The organism is Phocicoccus pinnipedialis, from assembly GCF_903994035.1.
GTDB lineage: Bacteria > Bacillota > Bacilli > Staphylococcales > Salinicoccaceae > Phocicoccus > Phocicoccus pinnipedialis.
Genome location: NZ_CAJEWB010000005.1, coordinates 158,105 through 181,619 on the forward strand (window position 1 = coordinate 158,105; position 23,515 = coordinate 181,619).

Here is a 23,515-nt window from a genome sequence, read left to right on the forward strand (position 1 = left end):
GTTTTGAAGTTTTTTAACTTACAATTAAAGTTATTTTAAAAAAGGAGGAAGCCAGTGTCCAATTTAAAAATGGAACGCAGTTTAAAAACGCGTCATGTATCCATGATTGCGATTGGCGGTGCAATCGGTACGGGATTATTCGTTGCAACGGGTGGCGTTATTTCACAAGCAGGCCCAGGAGGAGCGATACTTGCATATGTGATTATCGGAATCATGCTTTATTTCCTAATGAATGCTGTTGGTGAATTATCATCTGCTTATCCCTTATCAGGTGCATTTAGTGCTTTTGCTACACGCTTTATACATCCATCATTTGGTTTTGTACTCGGTTGGCTATATATCGCAATTTGTATACTTGTTGCAAGTGTAGATATTGTAGTAACTGCAAACGTCATTAGCTTTTGGGAATGGTCGAGATTTCTAACGCCACTAGAATGGAGTATAACGTTTTTTATATTGATCTTTTTACTTAATATGTTCACTGTACGTGCATATGGAGAAGCAGAGTACTGGCTTTCATTTATTAAAGTATTTATGATTATTGTTTTTGTGATTCTAGGTATTCTTATGATTTTTGGAATACTAGGCGGTCACACATATGGTATAGAAAATTTTACTTATAAAGAGGCACCCTTTGTAGGTGGCATCAGTGGATTTGTAGGGGTGTTACTCATCGCGGGATTTTCAGTTGGTGGTACTGAGCAAGTTGCTATAACTGCAGGTGAATCTGAAGATCCGGCGAAATCAATGCCAAAAGCGGTAAACCAAGTGTTTTGGAGAATATTGCTATTTTACATTGGTTCGATTATCGTTATATCGGCGATACTTCCATACACAGACCCATTACTGTTAAATGAATCTGGTTCAGTACTACAAAGCCCGTTTACTATCGTGTTTAATAGAATTGGAATTTCATTCGCGGCATCAGTTATAAATGCAGTAATTTTAACTTCATTACTCAGTGCAGCAAACTCTATGTTATATACAACAAGTCGATTATTTTATTCTTTAGCAGAAAATGGACAGGCGCCTAAAGTACTTGCAAAAATCAATAAAAAAACACGTGCGCCACTCGTGTCTGTGATTGTAACGTGTGTCGTTATTTTAGGAATTGTAGTCTTTGCAAATTATAAAGATAGTGCAGTATTATATATATTAAACTTACTTGGCGCACTTGTACTTATTATTTGGTTTTCAAATATTTGGGCTATGTTTAGAGTAAGAAAAGCCATTAAACTACAAGGTGAAAATATAGATGAAATATTGCCATACAAAGCAAAAGGATATCCATACGGACAATATGTTGTAATAGCAATACTATTGTTTTTATTCATCGGTAGTGGCGCAGTAAACATCATTGATTATAACCCGCGAGGTATAGTCAATCATATATTACCCTACGGTATATTGATTGTCGTATTTTTAATTCATAAATGGATAACTAAGTCCAAGTTAGTAGATTTAAATACAGTAGATTTATCACAAAAAGACTGATAAAAGAATGAGGCGAGGAATTATTAATTCTATCGTCTCTTTGTTTCATAAAAGCGAGGTATATATATGGAAAATAATAAAATGGAACGTGGCCTGAAATCAAGACATGTCTCAATGATTGCGATTGGTGGTGCAATCGGCACAGGATTATTCGTTGCAACGGGTGGCGTTATAGCAGAAGCAGGACCGTTTGGAGCATTACTTGCATATGGGATTATTGGTATAATGCTTTATTTTCTAATGAATACAATTGGTGAGCTTGCGACATTCTATCCTGTATCTGGAGCATTTAGTGCATTTAGTACACGTTTTGTTGATTCATCAGTTGGGTTCACGATAGGTTGGGTGTACTTTTTAATCGGAATTCTAGTATCTGCGGTAGACATTATTGTTGCATCGAACGTCATTACTTTCTGGGAGCCAATGCAGTTCTTTAGTCCATTCACGTGGAGCTTACTCTTCTTTTCACTAATTTTTGTTCTAAACATAATTAAAGTACGTGCATTCGGAGAAGCAGAGTATTGGTTATCTTTAATAAAAGTAATTACGATTATTGTTTTTATCGTGATAGGTACACTTATGATTTTTGGTATTTTAGGTGATGAATTTTACGGCTTTAAGAACTATACAGTAGGTGAAGCCCCATTTGTTGGTGGTATTTCTGGATTTTTAGGCGTACTACTCGTTGCAGGCTTCTCAGTAGGTGGTACTGAAGTTGTTGCCGTGACTGCTGGAGAGTCAGATGATCCTGAAAAATCAATGCCAAAAGCAGTTAACCAAGTATTCTGGAGAATTTTGATCTTCTATATTGGAGCAATCGCTGTAATCAGTGCGATCATTCCATATACAGATCCAACATTATTAAATGAAACGGGATCAGTTAATCAAAGTCCTTTCACAATTGTATTCGATAGAGTAGGGATTGCTTTTGCTGCATCAGTAATTAACACGGTAATCTTAACATCATTGCTCAGTGCATCGAACTCTATGTTATATTCAGCTAGTCGTACACTATTCGCATTAGCTAGAAAAGGGCATGCGCCTACATCAATATCTAAGATAAACAACAAGACATACTCTCCACTTGCAGCTATTTTAGTTACATGTGGTACAATCTTTTTAATTGTAGTGTTATCACAATTCTTAGAAAATGCGATCTTTATATTACTTGAATTTGTAGGCTCGCTCATCATCTTAGTATGGTTGTCTAATGTATGGGCACAAATGCGTTTACGTAAGGCAATTAAACTACAAGGCTTAGATATTGATGAGGTATTACCGTTTAAAGCGAAAGGATTCCCTGTAGGCCAATATGTTGTAATAGCAATCATCCTATTCCTACTTACAGGTGGATCAATTCAATACATCATTGACTTCAATGGAGCAGAATTACTTAGACATTACTTACCATTTATTATACTGATTGGTATTTTCATTGTTCATAAACTTATTAATAAAACAGTTATGGTAGACCTTAAAACAGTAGATCTTTCCCGAAAAATGATGGACTAAGTATTTCAATAACTGCTATATTAATGTCTCCAGTTCATCCTGAGTTGGAGACATTTTTGTATCCACGCTCAGTTGCAAAGACGATGTTGAGGCTTCTACAATCATCAAAATGAGTATGTAACATGTTTGATAATACGATAGAAGAATATATGTGTAATGAATTATTATTGAGTAACATGAAATAATGGAGAGATAAATATGATTATTACTACTTCAGGTAGAAGTAATGTGAGCGTTATTCATGAAGCGAAGCGAATAGCAGAGCGTTACAACGCATCATACATCCATAGGAATAAAGAGAGTATCAAGAAACTTTTAGAAAAATATCAGACGAACATACTCATGGTTGGACGCGAGAAAATTGAGCTTCATACACACAGTGGAAAAGTTAAATACCATCCAAATTTTGCGCAGGTGAGAGCCAAACGTCTCTTAAAAGGACAGAGTGATGCATTTATTGAAGCTACAGAATTAAATAAGGGTAGCTCGATTATAGATTGTACGATGGGGATGCTATCAGATAGCTTAATTGCAAGTTTTATAGTAGATGAAGCGGGTAGTGTTACATCACTAGAAGCTGTTCAAGATCTATATATTACGATGGTTGAAGGTATGGATAGATATCGCTATGAAATCCAAGAGTTAAGTAAAGCGGCAAGCAGAATTAAAACATATAATATAAATGCAATTGACTATTTAAAAAGCCAAGAAGACTCATCTGTAGATGTCGTTTACTTTGATCCGATGTTTGAAGAAACAGTAGAAAGTTCAAGTGGGATTCAAAGCATAGAAAGTCTCGCGAATCATAATGGGCTTACAGAAGAGTTTATAAATGAGGCGAAGAGAGTGGCGAATAAGCGAGTCGTTTTAAAAGCGCACTTTAGAAGTTCAATGTTTGAAACGTTTGGATTTATGAGGTGCGTTCGTTCTTCAAGTGCGTCGCATTTTGGTGTAATTATTATATGAAAAAACGGCCGAGCGGCCGTTTGAGCTTTACCTATTTTTTTACTTTCAAATGTATATAAGTCAATAAACGATGTGATAAAATCTTTCTTTTACGTCACATTGCAATATGAAATAAGCAAAAAGGTGTTCATATTGTTATATCATCCTTATTTATAGATAATGCTTTATGGAATGCATATAATCCATAAATATGTGGATGATTAGCTATGTTTCACGTGAAACATACCGCAATGAATTGTTACTGTACCAGTTGCAAATTCTCTAATGAATTCATGATTTGGTGCATTGTTTTAACTTTTAAAGTGATTAGTTATTATTTAAGCTGCATTGTCGTAATACACGTTCTAGAGTCATCGTATGTCGACAATACCTCCATTGTTTCAAGAATCCCATCAGTTATAGTAACTTTAAACTCTTGATTTCTTGGTAACCATAAGTCAATGAAGCCATTCTTCATTGTTTCCATATCCTCATCAATAATCGTTTTTCCTTTACTATCTACCACTGTAACGTGAAGCGCTTCTTCGACGAGCTCGCCTTGGCAACCAGAAAGACTGTGTATGCTACACGGATGTGTATCTTTCTTGAATGGCGCAATCGATAGGAAGAACTCATCTTCTGGTAAATCCATAGACTCAATGACGTTTCCTTTCTTATCAGTAAGGGTCATTACTTTTGAATCAATGTTTGCATTAATTCCTTCCTCAACATCGGTAATACTATAGTAGTTTACAAGATCTTTCACTTCTTCTGCTGATGCAGAATGTTTTGATGATGAATTTCCACACGCACTTAATAGTATTAAAAAAGATACCATCATTAATCCTACTAACTTTTTCATATTCTCACCTATTTTATTTAATTTACCACGAGTACAGGAATATTCGCAGCTTTAATCATTTTTTTGCTCACACTACCTATCATTAAATCTTTTAAGATGCTTTTACCAGTCCGACCAATGATTGCAACGTCATAATTACCGTTATTCATTTTTTCGATTAACACCTCATGAACCTCTCCATGAAGAAGCTTGACTTCATATCGTATGTCGTTATCTTCAAGAAAATCTATTGACTCTTGTAACGCATTTAATACTTTTTCTTTGTGGCTAATTGATTCTTCATCATGAAGAATAGAATCCCGAGTAGCACGCGCATCTTTAACATAAACTAACGTAACATGAATATCCGTACAATTTAAATGAATAACTTCTTTGACTGCGCGCAAAGCATTTTTGGAAGCATCCGTGGCAATAAATATTGATTTGTACATAAAATATCCTCCTTAATCAGTCGTTATTTTTGTCATACGATTTAATACATACTTACTATCTGTATTTAAGTTAATCACAGAAGTTTCATACCCACGTTTTTCGAAGTTTAATATAGCAGTTTGTATCGCCTCAACAGCAGTGCTGTCCCATAATGTTGCATGCTCAAAATCAATAATAATTTTAGTATTTTCTCCGTCATAATCAGTAAGCTGTTCAATAAATGATTCTACAGATGCGAAAAAAAGTTGACCTGTTACTTCAAAAATAACGGCATTATCCTTTTTATATTGATCAATATCAATTTCAGAGATTTTACGAGCGAACAGTAATGCGGCTAAAATAACACCGAGAATTGTACCAACAGCAAGGTTATTTGTTGCAAGTACACCAGCCATAGTTACGAGCATAACGATAACATCTGTTTTAGGTGCGCGTCTTACATATTGGAAACTGCGCCAATCGAAGGTGTTAATCGCAATGAACGTCATGATTCCTGCTAAGATCGGCATTGGAATACGAACAACGATATCTCCAAGTACAACAATTAAGAACATTAAAAATGCGCCCGCTGTGAAAGTAGAAAGTCTCGTGCGTGCGCCAGAAGTAATATTGATGATTGTCTGACCTGCCATCGCACAACCTCCCATACCGCCAAAGAATCCTGCAAAGATATTCGCAATTCCTTGTCCTAAGCTCTCCCTGTTTTTGTTACTTGGCGTTTCTGTGTAGTTATCTACAATACGTGCGACAATCAAACTTTCAATCAGTCCGACAAGCGCCATAGAAACAGAATAAGGCAATATAATTTTAAAAGTTTCAAATGTAAATGGAACGTCTGGAAGCATGATTTTTGGGAAACTCTTTTCGATGGAACCTAAATCACCAACAGTACGAACATCTCCACCGATAAATAAGTAGACGATGGTTAATCCAACAAGCACAATTAATGGCGCTGGTATCTTTGTGTAGAATCTAGGGATAATGAATACTAAAGCGAGCGTAATAAATGCATAAATATAAGTATGGATTGTTATCCCTAAGATATGCTGCATTTGTGTTATAAATAACATGATCGCGAGCGAGTTGATGAACCCAATCATGACTGAGTTTGGGATGAAACGTAATAAGCGACCAACTTTAAAGATACCGAGGAGTACTTGAATGATTCCCATCAGTATTGTAGCGAGTAAGAGGTACTCGACACCGTGATCTTGAACAAGATTTACGACTACTAGAGCAACAGCAGCCGTAGCAGCTGATACCATTGCACTACGTCCACCTGTAATGGATATCGTTATCGCAATAATAACAGACGCATATAGACCGACCATAGGATCTACGCCTGCAATGATTGAGAACGAAATTGCTTCAGGTATTAGAGCGAGTCCAACGAGGATCCCTGCAATAATATTAACAAAAGGGTTTTTTAACCACTCTTGCTTAAATTTTTCCAAAAGATCTCCTCCAAATTTTTATTTATACTATTATATCATATTTTTGCAGCTATAAAATCGTTAAAAGCCTTTAAAACAATCATTTAAACGCATGTTTCTTTAGAATCTATAGCATTCATACAAGTTAATAAAAATGCATTTAAATTTTAATAATATAAATATATATGCAACTATGTTATAATATTATCATTATTGTATGGAGGAATTGGAAAATGAGTACATTACTACCAGCATGTCCTGAGTGTGGACAAGAATACACTTATGAAGATGGACAATCATACGTATGTCCTATGTGTGGCCATGAATGGACGAAAGAGTCGCAACAAGAAAAGGAAGAAGCAATGCTCGTTAAAGATGCGCATGGCACAATTTTAAATGATGGAGATTCCATTACTGTAATAAAAGATTTAAAAGTTAAAGGTTCATCATCTTCAATCAAACAAGGTACTAACATTAAAAACATAAAGTTAGTTGAACCAGTGGATGGTCATGATATTGACTGTAAGATTCCAGGGTTCGGGCAAATGAAGCTCAAATCTGAATTTGTTAAAAAAATATAAGAGAAGCGTTTCTCGCTTCTCTTATATTTCATTTAATAGTGTTTTATCTTTTAATTCCATTTCTTCGAATCAACCTTCTCTTAGTCTAAATATAAACAGTCATATAACACATATTTCAAAATCAGAATCGATGGTGGTATTTGTTTTTCTGTGACTCTCATCAGGCGAAATCTTCACTTTTCTAATATCCTAAGTAAAAGCGATCAGTTTAGCTTGCTCTAACTGATGACCAACCTTAATTTCTTCAAGTACTAAATGTATGCATCGTGGATATTCTTCAAATATATTTTCAAGATTTATACTCTTAAAAAAACCGTTTCGCTATTAAAATAGTATGAAAATCTCTATAATTAATGTTAAGAATAGTCACTCAATAAGGGTGAATTATTAAGGTATAGTAAGGTGGAATGATGACTTTAGAAGAAAAGTTAAACACATTTTACAATAAGATTACATATGAAGAAGATAAACAAACATTTAAGCACGTAGTTAATTGGATAAAAGAAGAGTATCCTGAACTTGAGCTTGTTTACAAGTGGAATCAACCGATGTTTTTAGAAGACGGTAAGTTTATCATCGGTTTAAATATTGCTAAACCACACTTTTCTGTAGCGTCGGAATATACTCCGATGCGTAAGTTTGAAAATAAGGCACATGAACTCGGGTTCAAGACGACTATGATGTTTGTTAAAATTCTATGGACAGATGTAATCCCGTATGATTTTTTAAAAAAATCATTGATTATAAGAGAGAAATAAGAAAAGATGACACATCGTTTTGGATGCCTAAAGAAAATGAGTAACGTTTATACTATACAGACATGTGCTTTTGTATTATAATCACAAGTGGTCTGACCATTAACATTGGAGGAGAATTATGAAGACAGCATATATTATAGACAGCACTGCTGACTTAAAAGAAGAATACAGAGATCATCCCGATATTTTTTTAGTGAATCTGAGCGTGATATTTGAAAATGGTGATGTGTTCGAAGATACAAAAGACGAGAATAAAGTAAAACAGTACTACGCTCGTTTGAAGGAAGAAAAAGTACCTCCATCATCGTCACAACCGACACCCAATCAATTTTATGAAGTTTTTGAGGAAATCATTGAAAAAGGGTATACAGATGTTATAGGTATACTACTTAGTAAAAAACTTAGTGGTACTTTTCAAACATGTCGCATGATCATGGATGAATTCGAAGATAAGATTAATACGTATCTCGTAAATTCATCAAGTACATCTTATGTAATAGGAAGCATGGTTGAACAATCAATGAACATGCTTGAAGCGGGCTTGTCACATAAAGAAGTTGTAGAAAACTTAGAATGGGTTGCTAAAAACCAAGATACTTATTTGACAGTGAAGGATCTAAAAAACCTAGTTAAAGGCGGACGACTTAGTGCTACATCTGCAGCGATTGGGACTTTATTACGTATTCGACCAATCATGATGTTTGATGATGAACTCGGCGTTAAATTGTTCGACAAAGTGCGTACAGACAAACGTGTTGTGCAAAAGTTACAAGATGTACTAGTAGAAATGGCTACGAAATTTAAAGAGAAGCTTGATGTTGTTGTAATTCACGGTGATAATGAAGCTTTAGCAACAAACATAATAGAAAAATTTAAAGAAAAATATCCGAGTTTAAACTATCAAACGTTCTACCTAGGACCAGTTCTAGGAGTTCATGGTGGTTATGGATGTATTGGACTTGCATTTATACCAAGAAAAGACAGCTGATCAATCAGCTGTCTTTTCGTCTTCATAAGCAATACCTATGCCAGTATAGCCATATATGATTGCAAAGATAAACCCAGAGTAACAAACTATAGCCCATGGGAGATATTCAATTGTGGAGACGCCAAGTGTTGTAGCCATAAACACTCCAGCACTTGACCATGGAATGATTGGAACAACTACTGTTCCAGCGTCTTCTGTAGTTCTAGACAGGTTTTTCATTTTTAAGTTAAATTTTTGGTATGACTTACGATACATTTCTGCTGGAATGATTATCGATAGATATGAACTTCCTGTAACGATAGCCATTATAATTCCAGATAATACTGTCGCAAGAATCAAATCTCCAACCCTTTTTACGATGAGAAGGAGTGTTTCAATAATAACGTCTAACGCTCCTATCGCAGTCATTATGCCAGCGAATGAGAACGCACAGAATGCAATGAGTAATACACCAGTCATCGAAGCAAGACCACCTTGAGTAAGTAATCTAACAATATCTGCAGGTGCTGTATCGACATTATCGATATAGCTGATCTCAAATCCAGACACAGCAATGGTGAATAGATCTTGTACGGCTGCACCTTGGAAAATAATTGCGAGAATTGCTGCAGTTATTGAACTCATTATGATTATTGGTAGCGTTGGTAATTTTTTCAACGCTCCAAATAAGATAAGTAACGGTGGAATAAGGAGTAATATATTGAATGAAAAATGTTCACTCAAATATGTAAGCATAACATCAATTTTTTCATTCGATACGTAAACGTTACTTTTTGCATTCATTCCAACAATTAAATAAACGATTAGCGACAGAATTGCCGCTGGGATGGTCGTCCAAAACATGTGCTTAATATGCTCATAAAGATTTGAACCTGCAGCAATTGGTGCTAAGTTCGTTGTATCTGAAAGTGGAGAAAGTTTATCACCGAAATATGCACCTGCGATAATCGAACCCGCCGTTGCTGCAAGGTTAGCATCAAGTGTGCTTGCAATCGCCATAAGCGCAACTCCAACGGTTCCAACCGATCCCCAGGACGTACCAGTAACAGTGGAAATTAAAGCGGCAATAATAAATGAGATTGCGATAATAAATTTAGGGCTAATCAACTGAATCCCATAATAGATAAACATTGGAATGATACCAGCTGCCATCCAAAGTGCAATTAGTAATCCGATAGATACAAGAATGAGAATAGCGGGTAGCGCCATTCTGAACTTATCTTGTATAGCAGATTCCATATCGCTCCATGTATATCCATTCTTAATTCCAATTAATCCAGTAAAAAGTGCCGCTAAAATAAGTAATGGTTCGGGGTTTAGAGAAAAAATGCCATAACCGATACCAAGTAATAACATCATAAATATAATTGGGAGAAATGCTTCAAAACGGCTTAATTCTTTGTTCATATAACTACCTCAGATTCTGTATTTTAAAATGTATCTTTAACAATTATTTTCTTGTCTTTAATCATCCAATTTCCACGTGCTAGAAGACCTTCGAGTTCAAAGGTATCTCTATTTAAAATCATGATGTCTGCATCACGATTCTCTTCTAGACGGCCTTTTTGGTTCAATTTAAGTACGCGTGCAACGTTACTTGTCACGAGAGAGATGATTTCCTGGATATCGCCACCATCACGTAGTAATTTTTGAATTTGTTCAAGAGTTGTCGTTGGTTTCGCAACGCCATATCCAATAAGATTTCCGTTACTATCAAACTCGGGAAGGCTACCATAACCATCAGTTGAAATGGTTAGACGCGACATATCTCCTCCCATTGCCTTATATAAATTAACGCTATCCTTTGTCGTATCGCTTGCCGTTATATCGATGTAAGCACCAGTCTTTGCCAGCTCCATCGCATCTTCAAGTAAAGTCGTTGTACGATCAATATGAGTAACATATATATCTTGTGGTTTAACATCATATTTTTCAATAACGTCATGCAGTATTTTCAGACCATGCTTACCACCGCCGACATGAAAGTGTGTCACACCTGCTTTTTGTGCGAGCATACCAGCTACTGTAGTATCCGCAATAATTCTAGCGAGTTCTTCTTCAGTAGGAATTGACGATCTGAAATCATTGATTGCAATTTCAGCAGTACCGATGATTTTATCTATAAAAGTTATATCCTCTTTGATAGATCCAGTAAGTGTCGCAACTGGAAGATGATAGTTACCTGTATACATATATGCAGTGATTCCTTCAGTTTCAAGTGCGCGTGTTTTCGCAAGTAACGCGGATAACGGACGTGTAATACCATCAGTACCAATCAGGCCCACAACTGTTGTAATTCCACCAGACACAATTTCTGTAATTTTGGACTCAGGAGTCCGTGTGTGAAAGCCACTTTCGCCACCGCCACCTAGAAGATGAATGTGTGGCTCAACAATTCCAGGTGTAACGATATTTTGTTTAGCGTCATATATTTCAATAGGAAGGTCTATAGATCTCAATTTTTCAATATCAATTTCACCTATTTTAATGATTTTATCATTGAGTAAAAGTACGGAATGTCTTCCCTTGTACGATGGAGAGAATACTTCTGCATTTTCTAAAACTTTAAACATGTTATCATCCTTTATAAATTTTAGTTATGTTAATGATAAACGAAATTTCGTGAATTATCTATAAAAAATAAAAAAACACGCATATTATGCGTGTATACGTATTAATTAATTCTTACGAAATGTACTTAAAAAGCTCGCAATGGAAAGAGCTGCAAGTGTCATTGCGGCTTTTGCCCCTTTATATCCGTCACCTGCTAAAAAGTGTTTCAGTGTCGCAACACTAGTTACTGAACCGACCATGAATGAACCAAGACGTCCGAACGTTTTACTTAAGAAAGATAGACCAAGTAGAACAGAACCAATCGCTTCAAAATATCCTGCAACTTTCATTTGGTTGGCATTAACATTAAAATGTTTTTCGAAATCTTCTCCCATTTCACCATTAGCTTCTACTTTACTCATCCCATTTTCGAAGACGTTTTTTGCAACATATAGATTTGTTAAATATCGAAACATAATATCTCCCTTTCGAAATAAAGTTATGACTCATTATATAACAATTATCTTTTTTATTAAAAGGTAAACGCTCATAGTAAGATGATTAGTATATAACAATTGTTACTAATAGTGTTATAACAGAAATTAGTAACGACGTTACAAACACTGCAATCATTGGTTTAGTTGCTTTAGACAACAATGCTTGTAACGATACATTTAAACCAAGTCCAACCATTGCCATGATCATTAAGAAACGTGCGATCTGGTCGATATAAATAAGAATATTATCGGGTATTGTAATAAATGTATTGAAAATCGCAAGTAATAAAAATCCAAATAAGAAATATGGAATATCTACGTTTGTTTTGCTAGAAGATGTCTTAGAATTTTTTTGAACAAAGTAGTAAATGATAAACGATACTGGGATGAGTAAGAACACACGTCCAAGTTTAGCTAGAAGTGCGAACGCCATCGCATTATCACCACCAGTACCTGCTGCAAGAACCACTTGTGCAATTTCATGAATACTGATTCCAGCCCAAATGCCGAAAACGGTATTACTGACTTTCAATGTAGGGTAAAGAAATGAATAAGTGAGTGCAAATGCTGTGCCAATAAGTGCAATAATTCCGACACTGATGGCTGTATCTTCTTCATCTGAATCGAGTATTGAGCTAACTGCTGCAATTGCTGAAGCGCCACAAATACCAGTTCCCACACCAAGTAGAAAAGCGATGCTCTTGTTGCCTTTTAAGTATTTGTTTAGAAGCATCATCAGACCAATGCTGAACATTATTACGAATACGCCAAAGATAAGTAGAGTCAGACCCTCATTAAAAATGATATATAGGTTAAGTTTTAACCCATAGAGAATAATTGCAGCACGCAGTAATTTTTTTGCTGAGAATTGAATACCACTTTGAAGTAGTATTGGATAACCGATCGTGTTTCTATAGATGATAGAAATAATGATCGCAACTGCCAGAGCGCCAACGCTACTAATTACTGGAAGCGATGCTAATAGATAGCTGACCAATGCAATAACAAATGTAAATAAAACACCTAGGAAAAATCTTGTGTTGACACTTTTTTCTGCCATCAGAAATGCACCTCCATTAATAAAAAGACTCCCTATATTAGGGAGTAGTTTTACTTATAAATGTATTCTAACACGCGTACAGCTTGTTCAACAGATTCACATACAACATTTGCTTTGTTTGATAACTCTTTTAGTGGATGAATCAGTGTTTCTGGTCGAATTATAATGAGTGGCTTACCATGTGCAACAGCGCTTGAGGCATCCATAGCTGTATTCCACTGCTTATATTCTTCACCAAATAACGCGATTACAATGTCAGATTTTTTTAGCATGATTTCTGTGCGTAAATTATTGATGCTTGAAGCAGCATTATCATGGTAATACTTATTTGGTTGTTCACCCAAGATTTGAGCGCCTATTTCATCAGAAAAATTATGATTTGTCTGTGGAGAGACAAATGAAATTGGCAATCCTTTTTTAGAAACGAGTGTTTTTATCTCATCACGCCAAGGTGTGTGAATTTCACCTGCAAGATATACTGTTAGTTCCATAATATTCCTCCTAAATGTGTACTGCTTAATACTATATACCTTTTTTAATTTATGATAAAATGATAGACGATAGATTGATAAGGGGAAAAGATATATGAGGATAGCTTTATTTGATTTCGACGGAACGATTTACCCTCATGAAACATTTGAGACACTCAGATTACACATGAGAGACAATCCTAAATATAAAAAATATTATAAGCATTTTGTAGTGAGATTTGCACCAAGTTATTTTGGATACAAGTTGAGACTCGTCCCTAAACTAAAAATGCAGTTTAAAGCATTGGAATCATACGTGCACGCATTTAAAGGAATGTCCAAAGAAGATTTAGAAGATTTCTTTAAGATAGTAGCAGAGGACATGAGAAAAGAGTTGCGTGAAGAAATTCTAGAACGTATTGATGAGCTAAGAAATAATGATTACTACACAATTTTAATTTCTGGCGCATTTACACCACTGTTAGAAGCACTTTTCCCAAACAAGTTCGATCACATCATTGGTTCTACTGTGAATTATGAAAATAATAAAGTAGATACAAAACAACCATTCAAACGTGTCTTTGGAACGAAGAAGATTGAACTTATTAGAACTCATTTTAAAGGTAAAAATGTTGACTGGCATAATAGTCAAGCATATAGCGATAGCCTCTCAGATTTGAGCATGTTGAACCTAGTAGGTGAACCAGTTGCGGTTTATCCGGATAACTCACTTACTAAGATTGCGGAGGCAAACAACTGGGAAATCATATCAAAGAATAAATAGTTAGAGGAGATATTATGAGTTTAAATAAAATCAGTTCTAGTGAGCTGTATCCAACAGAGTCATTCGGACCTTCTGTACTTGGAACACTCATTTATAAAGTTGGAGATCAGACTGAGTTTAAAGGCGCATATATTACGACTAACGAACGCATTATCATGAACGTAGATATGATGGGCGAGGAATACAGACGTGTATTTTCATATGCGGATATTATAGACGTATATATAAATGATAAAGGACTCTTTATTGAGTTCCCTGATGGAATGGGAAAAATCGTAATGGTTAATATTGAAGATGGAGATACGAACGCATTCGTAACTTATGTTAAAGATAAATTAAACTAATCATACAAGTAAGACAATTAAATGCTGTTAACGCTTTTATAGTTTACATATGAAGCGTATAATTGAAGATATTAAAATATACTAAGGAGTTTCGATTTTAATGAGTACAAATGACAGAAAAGAAATCGTCTTAATCGGTGGCGGTATTATGAGTGCAACTCTTGGTACACTGATCAGTGAATTAGAGCCTAACTGGAATATTAAGATGTTCGAAAAACTTGATGAACCTGCTCGAGAAAGTACGAACCCATGGAATAACGCTGGCACAGGACATGCTGCATTATGCGAGCTAAACTACACTTCTGAAGATGAGAACAAAAATATTGATATGACTAAGGCAATCAATGTGAATGAGCAATTCCAAGTATCGCTTCAGTATTGGTCATATTTAGTGAATGAAAACAAACTTTCAAATCCTGAAGAATTCATTAATTCAGTTCCACACTTGAGCTTTGTAGAAGGTGAAGAGAACGTGGACTTTTTAAGAAGAAGACAAGAATTAATGAGTACTAATCCATTGTTTGAAGGAATGGAGTTTACAGACGATAGAGAAGTATTAAAAGAATGGATTCCATTAATGATGGAAGGTCGTACTTATGATGAAAAGATTGCAGCAACATTTTCTGATAAAGGTACAGATGTGAACTTTGGATCACTGACAACACAGTTATTCGATAATTTAGAAGAAAGCGGAGCTATGCTTTCTTACGGGCATGAAGTAAAATCAATAAAGCGTATGGATAACGGTAAGTGGGAAATTAAAGTTTTAGATTTATCATCAGATGCAGTAGAATTCCATATTGCTGATTTTGTGTTTATCGGTGCAGGTGGAGCAAGTCTACCATTACTACAAAAAACTAAGATTCCTGAGTCTAAAAATATTGGTGGTTTTCCAGTAAGCGGCTTATTCCTAGTATGTGATGATGAAGAAATAGCAAATAAACATGACGGTAAAGTTTATGGTAAAGCAAAAGTTGGTGCACCACCAATGTCAGTACCACACCTTGACACACGCTATATCGACGGTAAAAAGTCACTATTATTTGGACCATTCGCTGGATTTACGCCTAAGTTCTTAAAAGAGGGTTCATACTTCGACTTGTTCGGTTCACTAAAAGCAAACAACCTCTTAACTATGATGGCTGCTGGTGTGAAAGAAATGAGCTTAACTAAATACCTTATTGGTGAATTGATGTTAAGCGAAGAACAAAGAATCGATGCATTGCGTGAATTTGTTCCTGAAGCTAAATCTAGCGACTGGAGAATAGCTGTAGCTGGTCAACGCGTTCAAGTCATTAAAGATACTGATAAAGGTAAAGGCACATTAATGTTTGGTACAGAGGTTATCGTTTCAGAAGACGGTTCTGTAGCAGCATTACTCGGTGCTTCACCAGGAGCTTCAACAGCGACTAGCGCAATGCTAAATGTATTAAAACAGTCATTCCCAGAACAGTACTCTTCATGGGAAGACCAACTAACTGAAATGATTCCATCATATGGACAAGCGTTAGCAGAAAACAAAGAACTCTTTAAGAAGATTGATAAAGATGTACGTAAAACCCTCAAATTAAATTAATATTCCTAAACAACACTATGTGATGCAGTGTAATATCACATAGTGTTATTTTTATGTGGAAAGTCTTTAAAAACGTGATATAATAAGATAAGTTAACGTAACGCCTAGCGTTATATATAGTGTTATTATGTAAAGGAGTACCGATTATGAGTCAACAAAATCAAATTTATTATACTACAGCACAAGTGACTGATATGGTAGAACTTTCGGATCAGAACGTACGTAAATATGTTCGTATGCTAGAAGAGCGTGGATACGATGTTGCTAAAGATGAGCACCAGAGACGTCTGTTTTCACAAAATGATGTGAGCGTTCTAAACGAAATGATTCGAACGTCAAAAACGCCAGGCTTCACACTTGAACTTGCTGCCGATGAAATCATGAAAAACTTAGATGAGATTGTTTCAAAAAATGAAATCGATACTGACGATAACAGAGGAACAAATGAAGACATTCTAAAGGTATTAGAAAAAGTTTTAGTTAAACTAGACGAAATGCGCCAAGAAAATATTGTTCTAAGAGAAAACGTGAGCCACCTTGTATCGAGATTAGAAGAATACGATGCACGTATTTTAGAGGTGGGGAACGAACAAAAATTAATTTCTACTCAAATGGAAGAAATTAAGGAACAGACAGAACCTCAGAATGAAAAAACTCAACAAGTGACAGCGTCTACTGAAACGACAGTTGAAGAAGAAAAATCACGTGAAATAGAGACAAAATCTGACTCTAGCGAAGCTAATACAACTGGAGATATGAAAGGAACAGAAGAATCTACAGAAACAGCTGAAGAAGAGAAATCAGAAACCTCATCAAATATTGATATGAGTAAGTATGAAGATCCGATGGAAGCAATCGAAGTACCTGAAGACAACAAAGAGACGATAAAAACGAATGAAGATACACAAACTAAAATACCAGAACAAACACGTCCAGTTGAAGAACCAAAGAAAAAAGGATTCTTTGCAAGACTGTTCGGAAATTAAATAAAGAGGGCATGTTACTTGAAAGTCGGGTAACATGCCTTTTGTTTAATTCATCAATAGATTTTATAATATCGTGTTAAAGATTGAATCAACGGTATAATCCACTAATCTTCCGGATTATATTCCAAATCATGTAAATCGTGATAGCGTCTCTTCGACTCTACCATCATCCTCTCCATCTTCTGGATATCATTCGTTCTAATAGCATCTTCCATACGTTCTATTTCATCTTTGAACAATGTAATATGACGCAACAGATGATTCTTATTCATTAAAAATAATTCTGGCCACAGCTTTTCATTTATATTTGTAATACGTGTCAAATCACGGTAACTATCGCCGGTATAACGCTTAGAGTTACGCTCTATATCGTCACTATTGATAAGTGATACAGCAATAACGTGTGCGAGTTGCGATGTAAACCCAATGACTTCATCATGAAATTCTGGTGTGACCTTAGAAACGTTACCAAAGCCAAGTTTTTTTACGAAATTCTCAAGAAACATTATATTCTCATGTTTATTTTTCTTAGTTGGTGTGATAATGTAGTTTGCATTTTGAAATATGTCACGGCTTGAAAAACCAAGTCCACGACTCTCACGTCCCGCCATCGGATGTCCAAACACAAAATCGATTTTACTATGAAGTAACGGTTCTATCTCTGCAATAATACTTTCCTTTACACCAGTCACATCTGTTAAAATCGCGTTTGGCTTGAAATATGGCGCATAACTTTCTACCATATTCTTTAAAGTCATTGGATATACCGAGAAAATAACAAGATCCGCTTCAGGTATTATTTCTTTAAAATCGGTATAACCTTTATTGATTATATCAAGTTTTTCCGCTTCTCTAAGCGTATCTACATTAATATCTATTGCATATATATTATAATCTTTAAACGAATGTCTGATGGACTTAGCAAAGGACCCACCAATATTTCCAAGCCCTACGATTACTACATTCATAGCTTACCTCCGAATGATTGATACACTTATTTTATAGATTGATTAAAATTTAATCAAATTTCAAAATAGTTAATATATTTAAAAAACTTTCCAATTTGTTTGACAAGTATAAATTATGTGTTTATAATTCAATTCAACACATTATAGAGAAGGCGATTTTTATGTTGAATTTAAATATTACTCAACTCAATAATGTAAATCGATTTTACTTTGGCTATTACTGATACCGTTTGTATTCATCATTGAGTACAAACGATACAAGTTTGTATCAATGATGGCTGAAGATTTTTGTAATGCTAGCCATTATTGCGAAATAAGTGGCTAGGTGAACGTATCTGATTTTTTTATATACCCAACTACCACTTATTAATTTTATAGGTGGTAGTTTTTTTATATTGTTTTATAATTTAGGAGGAAGCACTATGATTATTCATATATCAAACAATGCAACAGAGGCACAAATTGAGGAACTGATCGGAGCAATTCAGTCACTTGGTCTTCGAGTTCACACATCAGTAGGCGATGTACGTACTGTACTTGGTCTAATCGGAGATCTGTCTCAAGTTGATGTCAATACATTGAAAAAATATCAGATAGTAGATGGGGTGTACAGAATCTCAGCGCCATACAAGAAAGCTAACAGACAATTTCATGAAAAAGACAGTATTATCGATGTCGATGGTGTAAAAATCGGTGGTTCTAACTTCATGATGTGTGCAGGTCCATGTTCTGTTGAAAACGAAGAAGACACAGTGGAACTTGCTAAATTATTAAAAGAAGCAGGAGCAAACACACTACGTGGTGGTGCGTTTAAACCAAGAACATCACCATACAGTTTCCAAGGACTTGGAATTGAAGGATTACGCATTTTAAACATAGCAAAAGAAGAAACAGGATTACCAATTGTTTCAGAGTTAATGGGTACAGAGCACATAGATATATTTGTCGACATGGTGGACTGTATCCAAGTTGGAGCACGTAATATGCAGAACTACGATTTACTTAAAGCACTTGGACAAACCAATAAACCTATTTTATTAAAGCGTGGCATGTCAGCGACTTACGAAGAATGGTTAATGAGTGCCGAATACATCATGGCAGGCGGAAACAATAATGTAATCTTCTGTGAACGTGGTATCCGTACATTCGAAACAGCAACGCGTAACACATTAGATATTCAAGCTGTACCTGTGATTCAAAAAGAATCACATTTACCAATCGTTGTCGATCCATCACACGCAGCAGGTGTGCGTTACCTCATTCCTTCTATGGCAAAAGCCGCAGTAATGTCAGGTGCTAATGGTATGCAAATTGAAGTACACCAAAACCCTGAAAAAGCATGGAGTGACGGTCAACAATGCTTAACACCAGCAGAATTCAAAGAGCTTATGATTACAATAAACATGTTACTCGAAATTGAAGGCAAAACGATTATTCAAAAATAGGGTGGTGATTCCAATGACAAAACATGAGGAATTGAGAATTGAAATTAATAAAATTGATGCGTCCCTTGTAGAGTTATTCGAAGACCGAATGAAAATCTGTAAAGAAATTGCAGCTTATAAAAGTAAGAAAAATATCAAAATTTTTGACAAAGTTAGAGAACAAGAAGTTGTCAAAAATAATGTGAACAGATTATCGTGCCATGAGTTCGATGCTCATGCAGAGAAATTTTTTAAAGAATTAATGAAGATCTCACGCAAAATCCAAAAAGAACACATACAAAGTATTTAACTTGTATGTGTTCTTTTTTGTCTATTTAAGTGATTCAAAATAATACGATGTATACTTGGTACTGATTGCTAAGCTATTTATTAAAGAGGAGATGTCTGTAGATCTACCAGGCTTCACGTTCGTATTATTTACCACACGCTCGATAATTGTCAAATGATTTCCGCTACTCAATTGTCCGTAGTTAACTACTAAGAATTGTCTTTTCCAAATAATTCTAAATATAAAAGTGTTGATTTTTCTCAAAAGCACTGTATAATTTGATTAAATTAGTACATTTAGGATGAGATAGTATGAAAACTGACTTAAAGATTCTAAACGGTCATCTCACTACATATCAAATCAGTCAAGCTATTGATTTGCCGATTGAGACAACGAAGGATTTACTCGACAAGAAAATATCAATTACTGATCTTGACGGAACGACCCAGAAAAAGTTATTAGCACTAGAAGAAGCCTTATATGAAGATTAATAAATCACCGAGACTGACGATGTCAGTCTTGTTTTATTTGGAAGGATAGTATGAAAAAATTAAATCTACCGCACGTCCAAGTAATTTTCTTACTTGTGGTCATCGCACTGTTCCTACTCGCGTTTGTTATCTCGATGCAGGCGCTCGTTAAAAAGGAGACTGAACCAATGTATACATTTGAAGAAGCACTAGAAAGACAGTTAAACAACGGAACTGAAGACTTACGATTTGATGAATATGGATACCTTGTACCAGGAAGCCCTGAGGATATCCGAGACGCAATGAATGTTGATAACAGAAATATGTTTGAATTTATCCGTATTGATAAAGATACAAATATCACTGCAGATGAAGCGAACAAGCTTCTTGAAGGTAAAGGTATTTTAGAGGGTACTGGAAAGTATTTCATTGAGGCGGAAACAGAATATGATGTGAGTGCAGTTTATTTGATTGCACACGCACTGATTGAAACAGGGAACGGTCATTCTGAACTTGCGAAAGGAATTACCGTTAACGATGAAAAGTATTATAACTTTTTTGGAATTGGTGCATTTGACCATGCGGCGGTAAAAGAAGGCTCAAGTTTCGCAAAACGAGGAAACTGGAACTCACCTGAACGTGCAATCAAGGGTGGCGCGAAGTTTATTCGTGATAATTATTTAGAAAATGATCAAAACACGTTATATAAGATGAGATGGAATCCTGAGAATCCTGGGACGCACCTGTATGCGACAGATATACACTGGGCAGGATCTATCGCACGTAATATGGATGTATTCTATGATGAACTCTCATTACAACCAGCAATAAAAGAGGATCACATGTATAAGGAAGAGGCAGAGTAATTTTACTCCGCCTCTTTTTTGATGCGCCAAGGGTGGCTATATATATTGAATGATCCTCTTCTAATAAACCCAATCGCCGTGATATTCAAGTCATCAGCAAGATCAATTGCAAGGTCTGTTGCTGCTGCTTTAGAAAGTACAACTCCGACGCCGATCTTTGATGCTTTGGTTAAAATTTCCGAGGAAATACGACCGCTGAATACGAGGATTTTATCATGTACAGTAATGTTATTACGTAAGCAATAACCGTAAAGCTTGTCCAGAGCGTTATGACGACCAATATCCCCACGATGTATGATTAGGCCATCTGGTGATGCGATGCACGCATTGTGTATCGCACCGGTTTCTTTGAACGTGTCTGAAGATTCTTGCAGTTCTCTTTGAAGTGTCATTACTTGTCTTGGTGTTAAAGTCACTTTTGCAGCAGAAACTTTAGACATCTGCATGTCGTTTTGGAAGTAGAATTGTCTACTCTTACCACAACATGAACCGAGCACGCGTTTTGTGAATGTAAAGTAGTTCGGATCAATATCTCGTTTTGATTCAATATGACAGAATCCACTGCGGTCGTCGATATTCATTGAAATGATATCACTGAACGTACGAATCACACCTTCTGATGCTAAAAATCCGATAACAAGATCTTCAAGATAATCGGGGGTGCATACTAAAGTTGCAAATTCTACGTCATTAATATAGATGGTTAGCGGAAATTCTACAGCCATTATGTCTGTATCCTCTAAGAAGTCACCCGCACTAAATCTTGTTATAGTTTTGTTAGTAATAATGTCCATTTGCATAAACTCCTAAAATTTATTGAAAATTTCCTATATTAATAATATAATTCCCTTAACAAACATAAACAAATTTCTATAACACTATTTTACAGTGTTTTTGACTTAAGGAGGAGTTTTATGACTAAAACAAAAAATCGTTGGTTAATTGCACTTGCAGGCGTTGGGTTACATATCTCAATTGGTTCAGTGTATGCATGGAGTGTATTTACTAGCCCGCTTCAAGAAGAAATCGGTTGGACGCTCAGTGAAGTGTCGCTCATTTTTAGCATCGCTATATTCTTTTTAGGGGTCTCTGCGGCCTTTATGGGACACTTTGTAGAAAAGCACGGACCCAGAAAATCCGGTTTAATCTCCACTCTCTTTTTCGCTTCGGGTTTAGCTCTCTCTGGTTTTGCAGTTTCGATTGAAAATTTATATTTATTATATCTCGGTTATGGAGTACTTGGAGGAATCGGTCTTGGCATCGGGTATATCACTCCAGTATCGACACTAGTTAAGTGGTTTCCTGACCGTCGTGGTATGGCAACAGGTCTCGCGATTATGGGATTCGGTTTTGCTGCGATGATCGCAAGCCCAGTGATGAGCAGTCTTATCAATTCAGTAGGTATTTCAAATACATTTTACATAATGGCTTCAGTGTATTTTGTCATCATGATTTGCGCGAGTCTGTATTTAGAAAAACCCGCTGATGGTTATCATCCAAAAGGCCTTGATTTAAATAAAACTACAACAGTCAAAAAAGACTACGTACAGCTCCTCGCGAACGAAGCAATCAAGACACGTAGATTCTATTTTTTATGGTTTATGTTATTCATTAACGTGACTTGTGGTATTGCGATACTTGCGGTTGCGAGTCCAATGGGGCAAGAAGTTGCTGGACTTACACCAGCAGCAGCTGCGGTAATGGTAGGTATCATGGGAGTGTTCAATGGTGGAGGTCGTTTAATCTGGGCAACAATCTCGGATTACATCGGACGTCCGAATCTTTACACAACATTCTTTATTTTACAGATTGTTATTTTTGCGCTCTTGCCATTCACATCGAACGCACTTTTATTCATGTTAATGCTATTTATTATGATTAGCTGTTATGGTGGAGGGTTCTCAGCAATTCCAGCATACATTGCTGACCTATTCGGAACAAAGCAACTTGGAGCCATTCATGGATACATTCTAACAGCATGGGCAATGGCGGGACTCGTTGGACCATTTATTGTATCAAAAGTTCGCGAAGCTACAAATAGCTATAACTTAACGCTATACCTATTCGTTGCATTCTTTGTAGTCGCGCTTGTGATTTCAATACTTATTCGCCAAGATATTAAAAAGATAAAAGCAGAATCTGAAACAATACAAGGAAACAAGAATGAAACTGCTCCTGTTACCTCTTAATATAAAAACTACCCGTATAAATACGGGTAGTTTT

At 35.7% G+C, this 23,515-nt stretch carries 25 protein-coding genes; 15 read left to right on the forward strand and 10 right to left on the reverse strand.

What is annotated here, in order from left to right; genetic code table 11:
- Positions 1-54 precede the first annotated feature (54 nt).
- The 3 genes from H9D55_RS02490 (at position 55) to H9D55_RS02500 (ending at position 3,972) form a co-directional block, all read left to right on the forward strand.
- Complete coding sequence (locus tag H9D55_RS02490; RefSeq protein ID WP_186076543.1) at positions 55-1,494, forward strand: amino acid permease; 1,440 nt, start codon at positions 55-57, stop codon at positions 1,492-1,494.
- 66 nt (positions 1,495-1,560) lie between these two features.
- Entirely contained in the window at positions 1,561-3,006 is a 1,446-nt protein-coding gene (locus tag H9D55_RS02495; protein ID WP_186076545.1) for an amino acid permease, read from the forward strand.
- Between the two features lie 198 nt (positions 3,007-3,204).
- Positions 3,205-3,972 carry a class I SAM-dependent methyltransferase gene (locus H9D55_RS02500; protein ID WP_186076547.1) on the forward strand — a complete coding sequence of 256 codons (768 nt, stop codon included), beginning with the start codon at positions 3,205-3,207 and terminating at the stop codon, positions 3,970-3,972.
- Between the two features lie 313 nt (positions 3,973-4,285).
- Here H9D55_RS02500 and H9D55_RS02505 read toward each other — a convergent pair whose 3' ends face one another.
- Genes H9D55_RS02505 through H9D55_RS02515 form a run of 3 tightly spaced genes read right to left on the reverse strand, consistent with a single transcriptional unit; the run spans position 4,286 to position 6,699 of the window.
- Positions 4,286-4,813 carry a CueP family metal-binding protein gene (locus tag H9D55_RS02505; protein ID WP_186076549.1) on the reverse strand — a complete coding sequence of 176 codons (528 nt, stop codon included), beginning with the start codon at positions 4,811-4,813 and terminating at the stop codon, positions 4,286-4,288.
- 17 nt (positions 4,814-4,830) lie between these two features.
- Complete coding sequence (locus tag H9D55_RS02510) at positions 4,831-5,244, reverse strand: universal stress protein (protein WP_186076551.1); 414 nt, start codon at positions 5,242-5,244, stop codon at positions 4,831-4,833.
- 12 nt (positions 5,245-5,256) lie between these two features.
- The gene (locus H9D55_RS02515; RefSeq protein WP_186076553.1) at positions 5,257-6,699 is read right to left on the reverse strand and encodes a SulP family inorganic anion transporter; all 1,443 of its coding nucleotides are present in this window, start codon (positions 6,697-6,699) and stop codon (positions 5,257-5,259) included.
- 212 nt (positions 6,700-6,911) lie between these two features.
- Here H9D55_RS02515 and H9D55_RS02520 point away from each other — a divergent pair, with 212 nt between their 5' ends.
- The 3 genes from H9D55_RS02520 to H9D55_RS02530 all read left to right on the forward strand — a co-directional run bounded on the left by H9D55_RS02520 (position 6,912) and on the right by H9D55_RS02530 (position 9,005).
- On the forward strand, positions 6,912-7,259 hold the full coding sequence (locus H9D55_RS02520; RefSeq protein ID WP_186076555.1) for a zinc ribbon domain-containing protein YjdM: 348 nt from the start codon (positions 6,912-6,914) through the stop codon (positions 7,257-7,259).
- A gap of 410 nt (positions 7,260-7,669) precedes the next feature.
- Positions 7,670-8,017, forward strand: coding sequence for an iron chaperone (locus H9D55_RS02525; protein WP_208454720.1), 348 nt, complete (start codon positions 7,670-7,672; stop codon positions 8,015-8,017).
- 118 nt (positions 8,018-8,135) lie between these two features.
- Positions 8,136-9,005, forward strand: coding sequence for a DegV family protein (locus H9D55_RS02530; RefSeq protein WP_186076559.1), 870 nt, complete (start codon positions 8,136-8,138; stop codon positions 9,003-9,005).
- Here H9D55_RS02530 and nhaC read toward each other — a convergent pair whose 3' ends face one another.
- The 5 genes from nhaC to H9D55_RS02555 all read right to left on the reverse strand — a co-directional run bounded on the left by nhaC (position 9,006) and on the right by H9D55_RS02555 (position 13,606).
- Complete coding sequence (gene nhaC / locus H9D55_RS02535) at positions 9,006-10,412, reverse strand: Na+/H+ antiporter NhaC (RefSeq protein ID WP_186076561.1); 1,407 nt, start codon at positions 10,410-10,412, stop codon at positions 9,006-9,008.
- Between the two features lie 23 nt (positions 10,413-10,435).
- Positions 10,436-11,578 carry a beta-aspartyl-peptidase gene (gene iadA / locus H9D55_RS02540; protein WP_186076563.1) on the reverse strand — a complete coding sequence of 381 codons (1,143 nt, stop codon included), beginning with the start codon at positions 11,576-11,578 and terminating at the stop codon, positions 10,436-10,438.
- A gap of 105 nt (positions 11,579-11,683) precedes the next feature.
- The gene (locus tag H9D55_RS02545) at positions 11,684-12,034 is read right to left on the reverse strand and encodes a hypothetical protein (RefSeq protein ID WP_186076565.1); all 351 of its coding nucleotides are present in this window, start codon (positions 12,032-12,034) and stop codon (positions 11,684-11,686) included.
- 85 nt (positions 12,035-12,119) lie between these two features.
- Positions 12,120-13,115: a YeiH family protein gene (locus H9D55_RS02550; protein WP_186076567.1), complete on the reverse strand. Its 996-nt coding sequence runs from the start codon at positions 13,113-13,115 to the stop codon at positions 12,120-12,122.
- Positions 13,116-13,165: 50 nt separating this feature from the next.
- The gene (locus H9D55_RS02555) at positions 13,166-13,606 is read right to left on the reverse strand and encodes a YtoQ family protein (RefSeq protein ID WP_186076569.1); all 441 of its coding nucleotides are present in this window, start codon (positions 13,604-13,606) and stop codon (positions 13,166-13,168) included.
- 94 nt (positions 13,607-13,700) lie between these two features.
- Between H9D55_RS02555 and H9D55_RS02560 the strand changes: the two genes are divergently transcribed.
- From H9D55_RS02560 to H9D55_RS02575, 4 genes are all read left to right on the forward strand, one after another.
- Positions 13,701-14,369, forward strand: coding sequence for an HAD family hydrolase (locus H9D55_RS02560; protein WP_186076571.1), 669 nt, complete (start codon positions 13,701-13,703; stop codon positions 14,367-14,369).
- Positions 14,370-14,383: 14 nt separating this feature from the next.
- Complete coding sequence (locus H9D55_RS02565; protein WP_186076573.1) at positions 14,384-14,713, forward strand: hypothetical protein; 330 nt, start codon at positions 14,384-14,386, stop codon at positions 14,711-14,713.
- A gap of 100 nt (positions 14,714-14,813) precedes the next feature.
- Positions 14,814-16,289: a malate dehydrogenase (quinone) gene (gene mqo / locus H9D55_RS02570; RefSeq protein WP_186076575.1), complete on the forward strand. Its 1,476-nt coding sequence runs from the start codon at positions 14,814-14,816 to the stop codon at positions 16,287-16,289.
- Positions 16,290-16,435: 146 nt separating this feature from the next.
- On the forward strand, positions 16,436-17,275 hold the full coding sequence (locus tag H9D55_RS02575; protein ID WP_186076577.1) for a hypothetical protein: 840 nt from the start codon (positions 16,436-16,438) through the stop codon (positions 17,273-17,275).
- Between the two features lie 104 nt (positions 17,276-17,379).
- Here the strand turns inward: H9D55_RS02575 and H9D55_RS02580 are convergent, their stop codons facing one another.
- Positions 17,380-18,243 carry a prephenate dehydrogenase gene (locus tag H9D55_RS02580; RefSeq protein ID WP_186076579.1) on the reverse strand — a complete coding sequence of 288 codons (864 nt, stop codon included), beginning with the start codon at positions 18,241-18,243 and terminating at the stop codon, positions 17,380-17,382.
- Between the two features lie 422 nt (positions 18,244-18,665).
- Between H9D55_RS02580 and aroF the strand changes: the two genes are divergently transcribed.
- From aroF to H9D55_RS02600, 4 genes are all read left to right on the forward strand, one after another.
- On the forward strand, positions 18,666-19,688 hold the full coding sequence (gene aroF / locus H9D55_RS02585; RefSeq protein ID WP_186076581.1) for a 3-deoxy-7-phosphoheptulonate synthase: 1,023 nt from the start codon (positions 18,666-18,668) through the stop codon (positions 19,686-19,688).
- Between the two features lie 13 nt (positions 19,689-19,701).
- Positions 19,702-19,977: a chorismate mutase gene (locus H9D55_RS02590; protein ID WP_186076583.1), complete on the forward strand. Its 276-nt coding sequence runs from the start codon at positions 19,702-19,704 to the stop codon at positions 19,975-19,977.
- Between the two features lie 290 nt (positions 19,978-20,267).
- Positions 20,268-20,447, forward strand: coding sequence for a hypothetical protein (locus H9D55_RS02595; protein WP_186076585.1), 180 nt, complete (start codon positions 20,268-20,270; stop codon positions 20,445-20,447).
- Positions 20,448-20,497: 50 nt separating this feature from the next.
- A complete protein-coding gene (locus tag H9D55_RS02600; protein WP_186076587.1) occupies positions 20,498-21,292 on the forward strand; it encodes an N-acetylglucosaminidase in 795 nt (264 codons plus the stop codon).
- A 2-nt stretch (positions 21,293-21,294) separates the two neighbouring features.
- Here H9D55_RS02600 and fdhD read toward each other — a convergent pair whose 3' ends face one another.
- The gene (fdhD, locus tag H9D55_RS02605) at positions 21,295-22,092 is read right to left on the reverse strand and encodes a formate dehydrogenase accessory sulfurtransferase FdhD (RefSeq protein ID WP_186076589.1); all 798 of its coding nucleotides are present in this window, start codon (positions 22,090-22,092) and stop codon (positions 21,295-21,297) included.
- 114 nt (positions 22,093-22,206) lie between these two features.
- Here fdhD and H9D55_RS02610 point away from each other — a divergent pair, with 114 nt between their 5' ends.
- Positions 22,207-23,481, forward strand: coding sequence for an L-lactate MFS transporter (locus H9D55_RS02610; protein WP_186076591.1), 1,275 nt, complete (start codon positions 22,207-22,209; stop codon positions 23,479-23,481).
- The last annotated feature ends 34 nt before the right edge of the window (positions 23,482-23,515 follow it).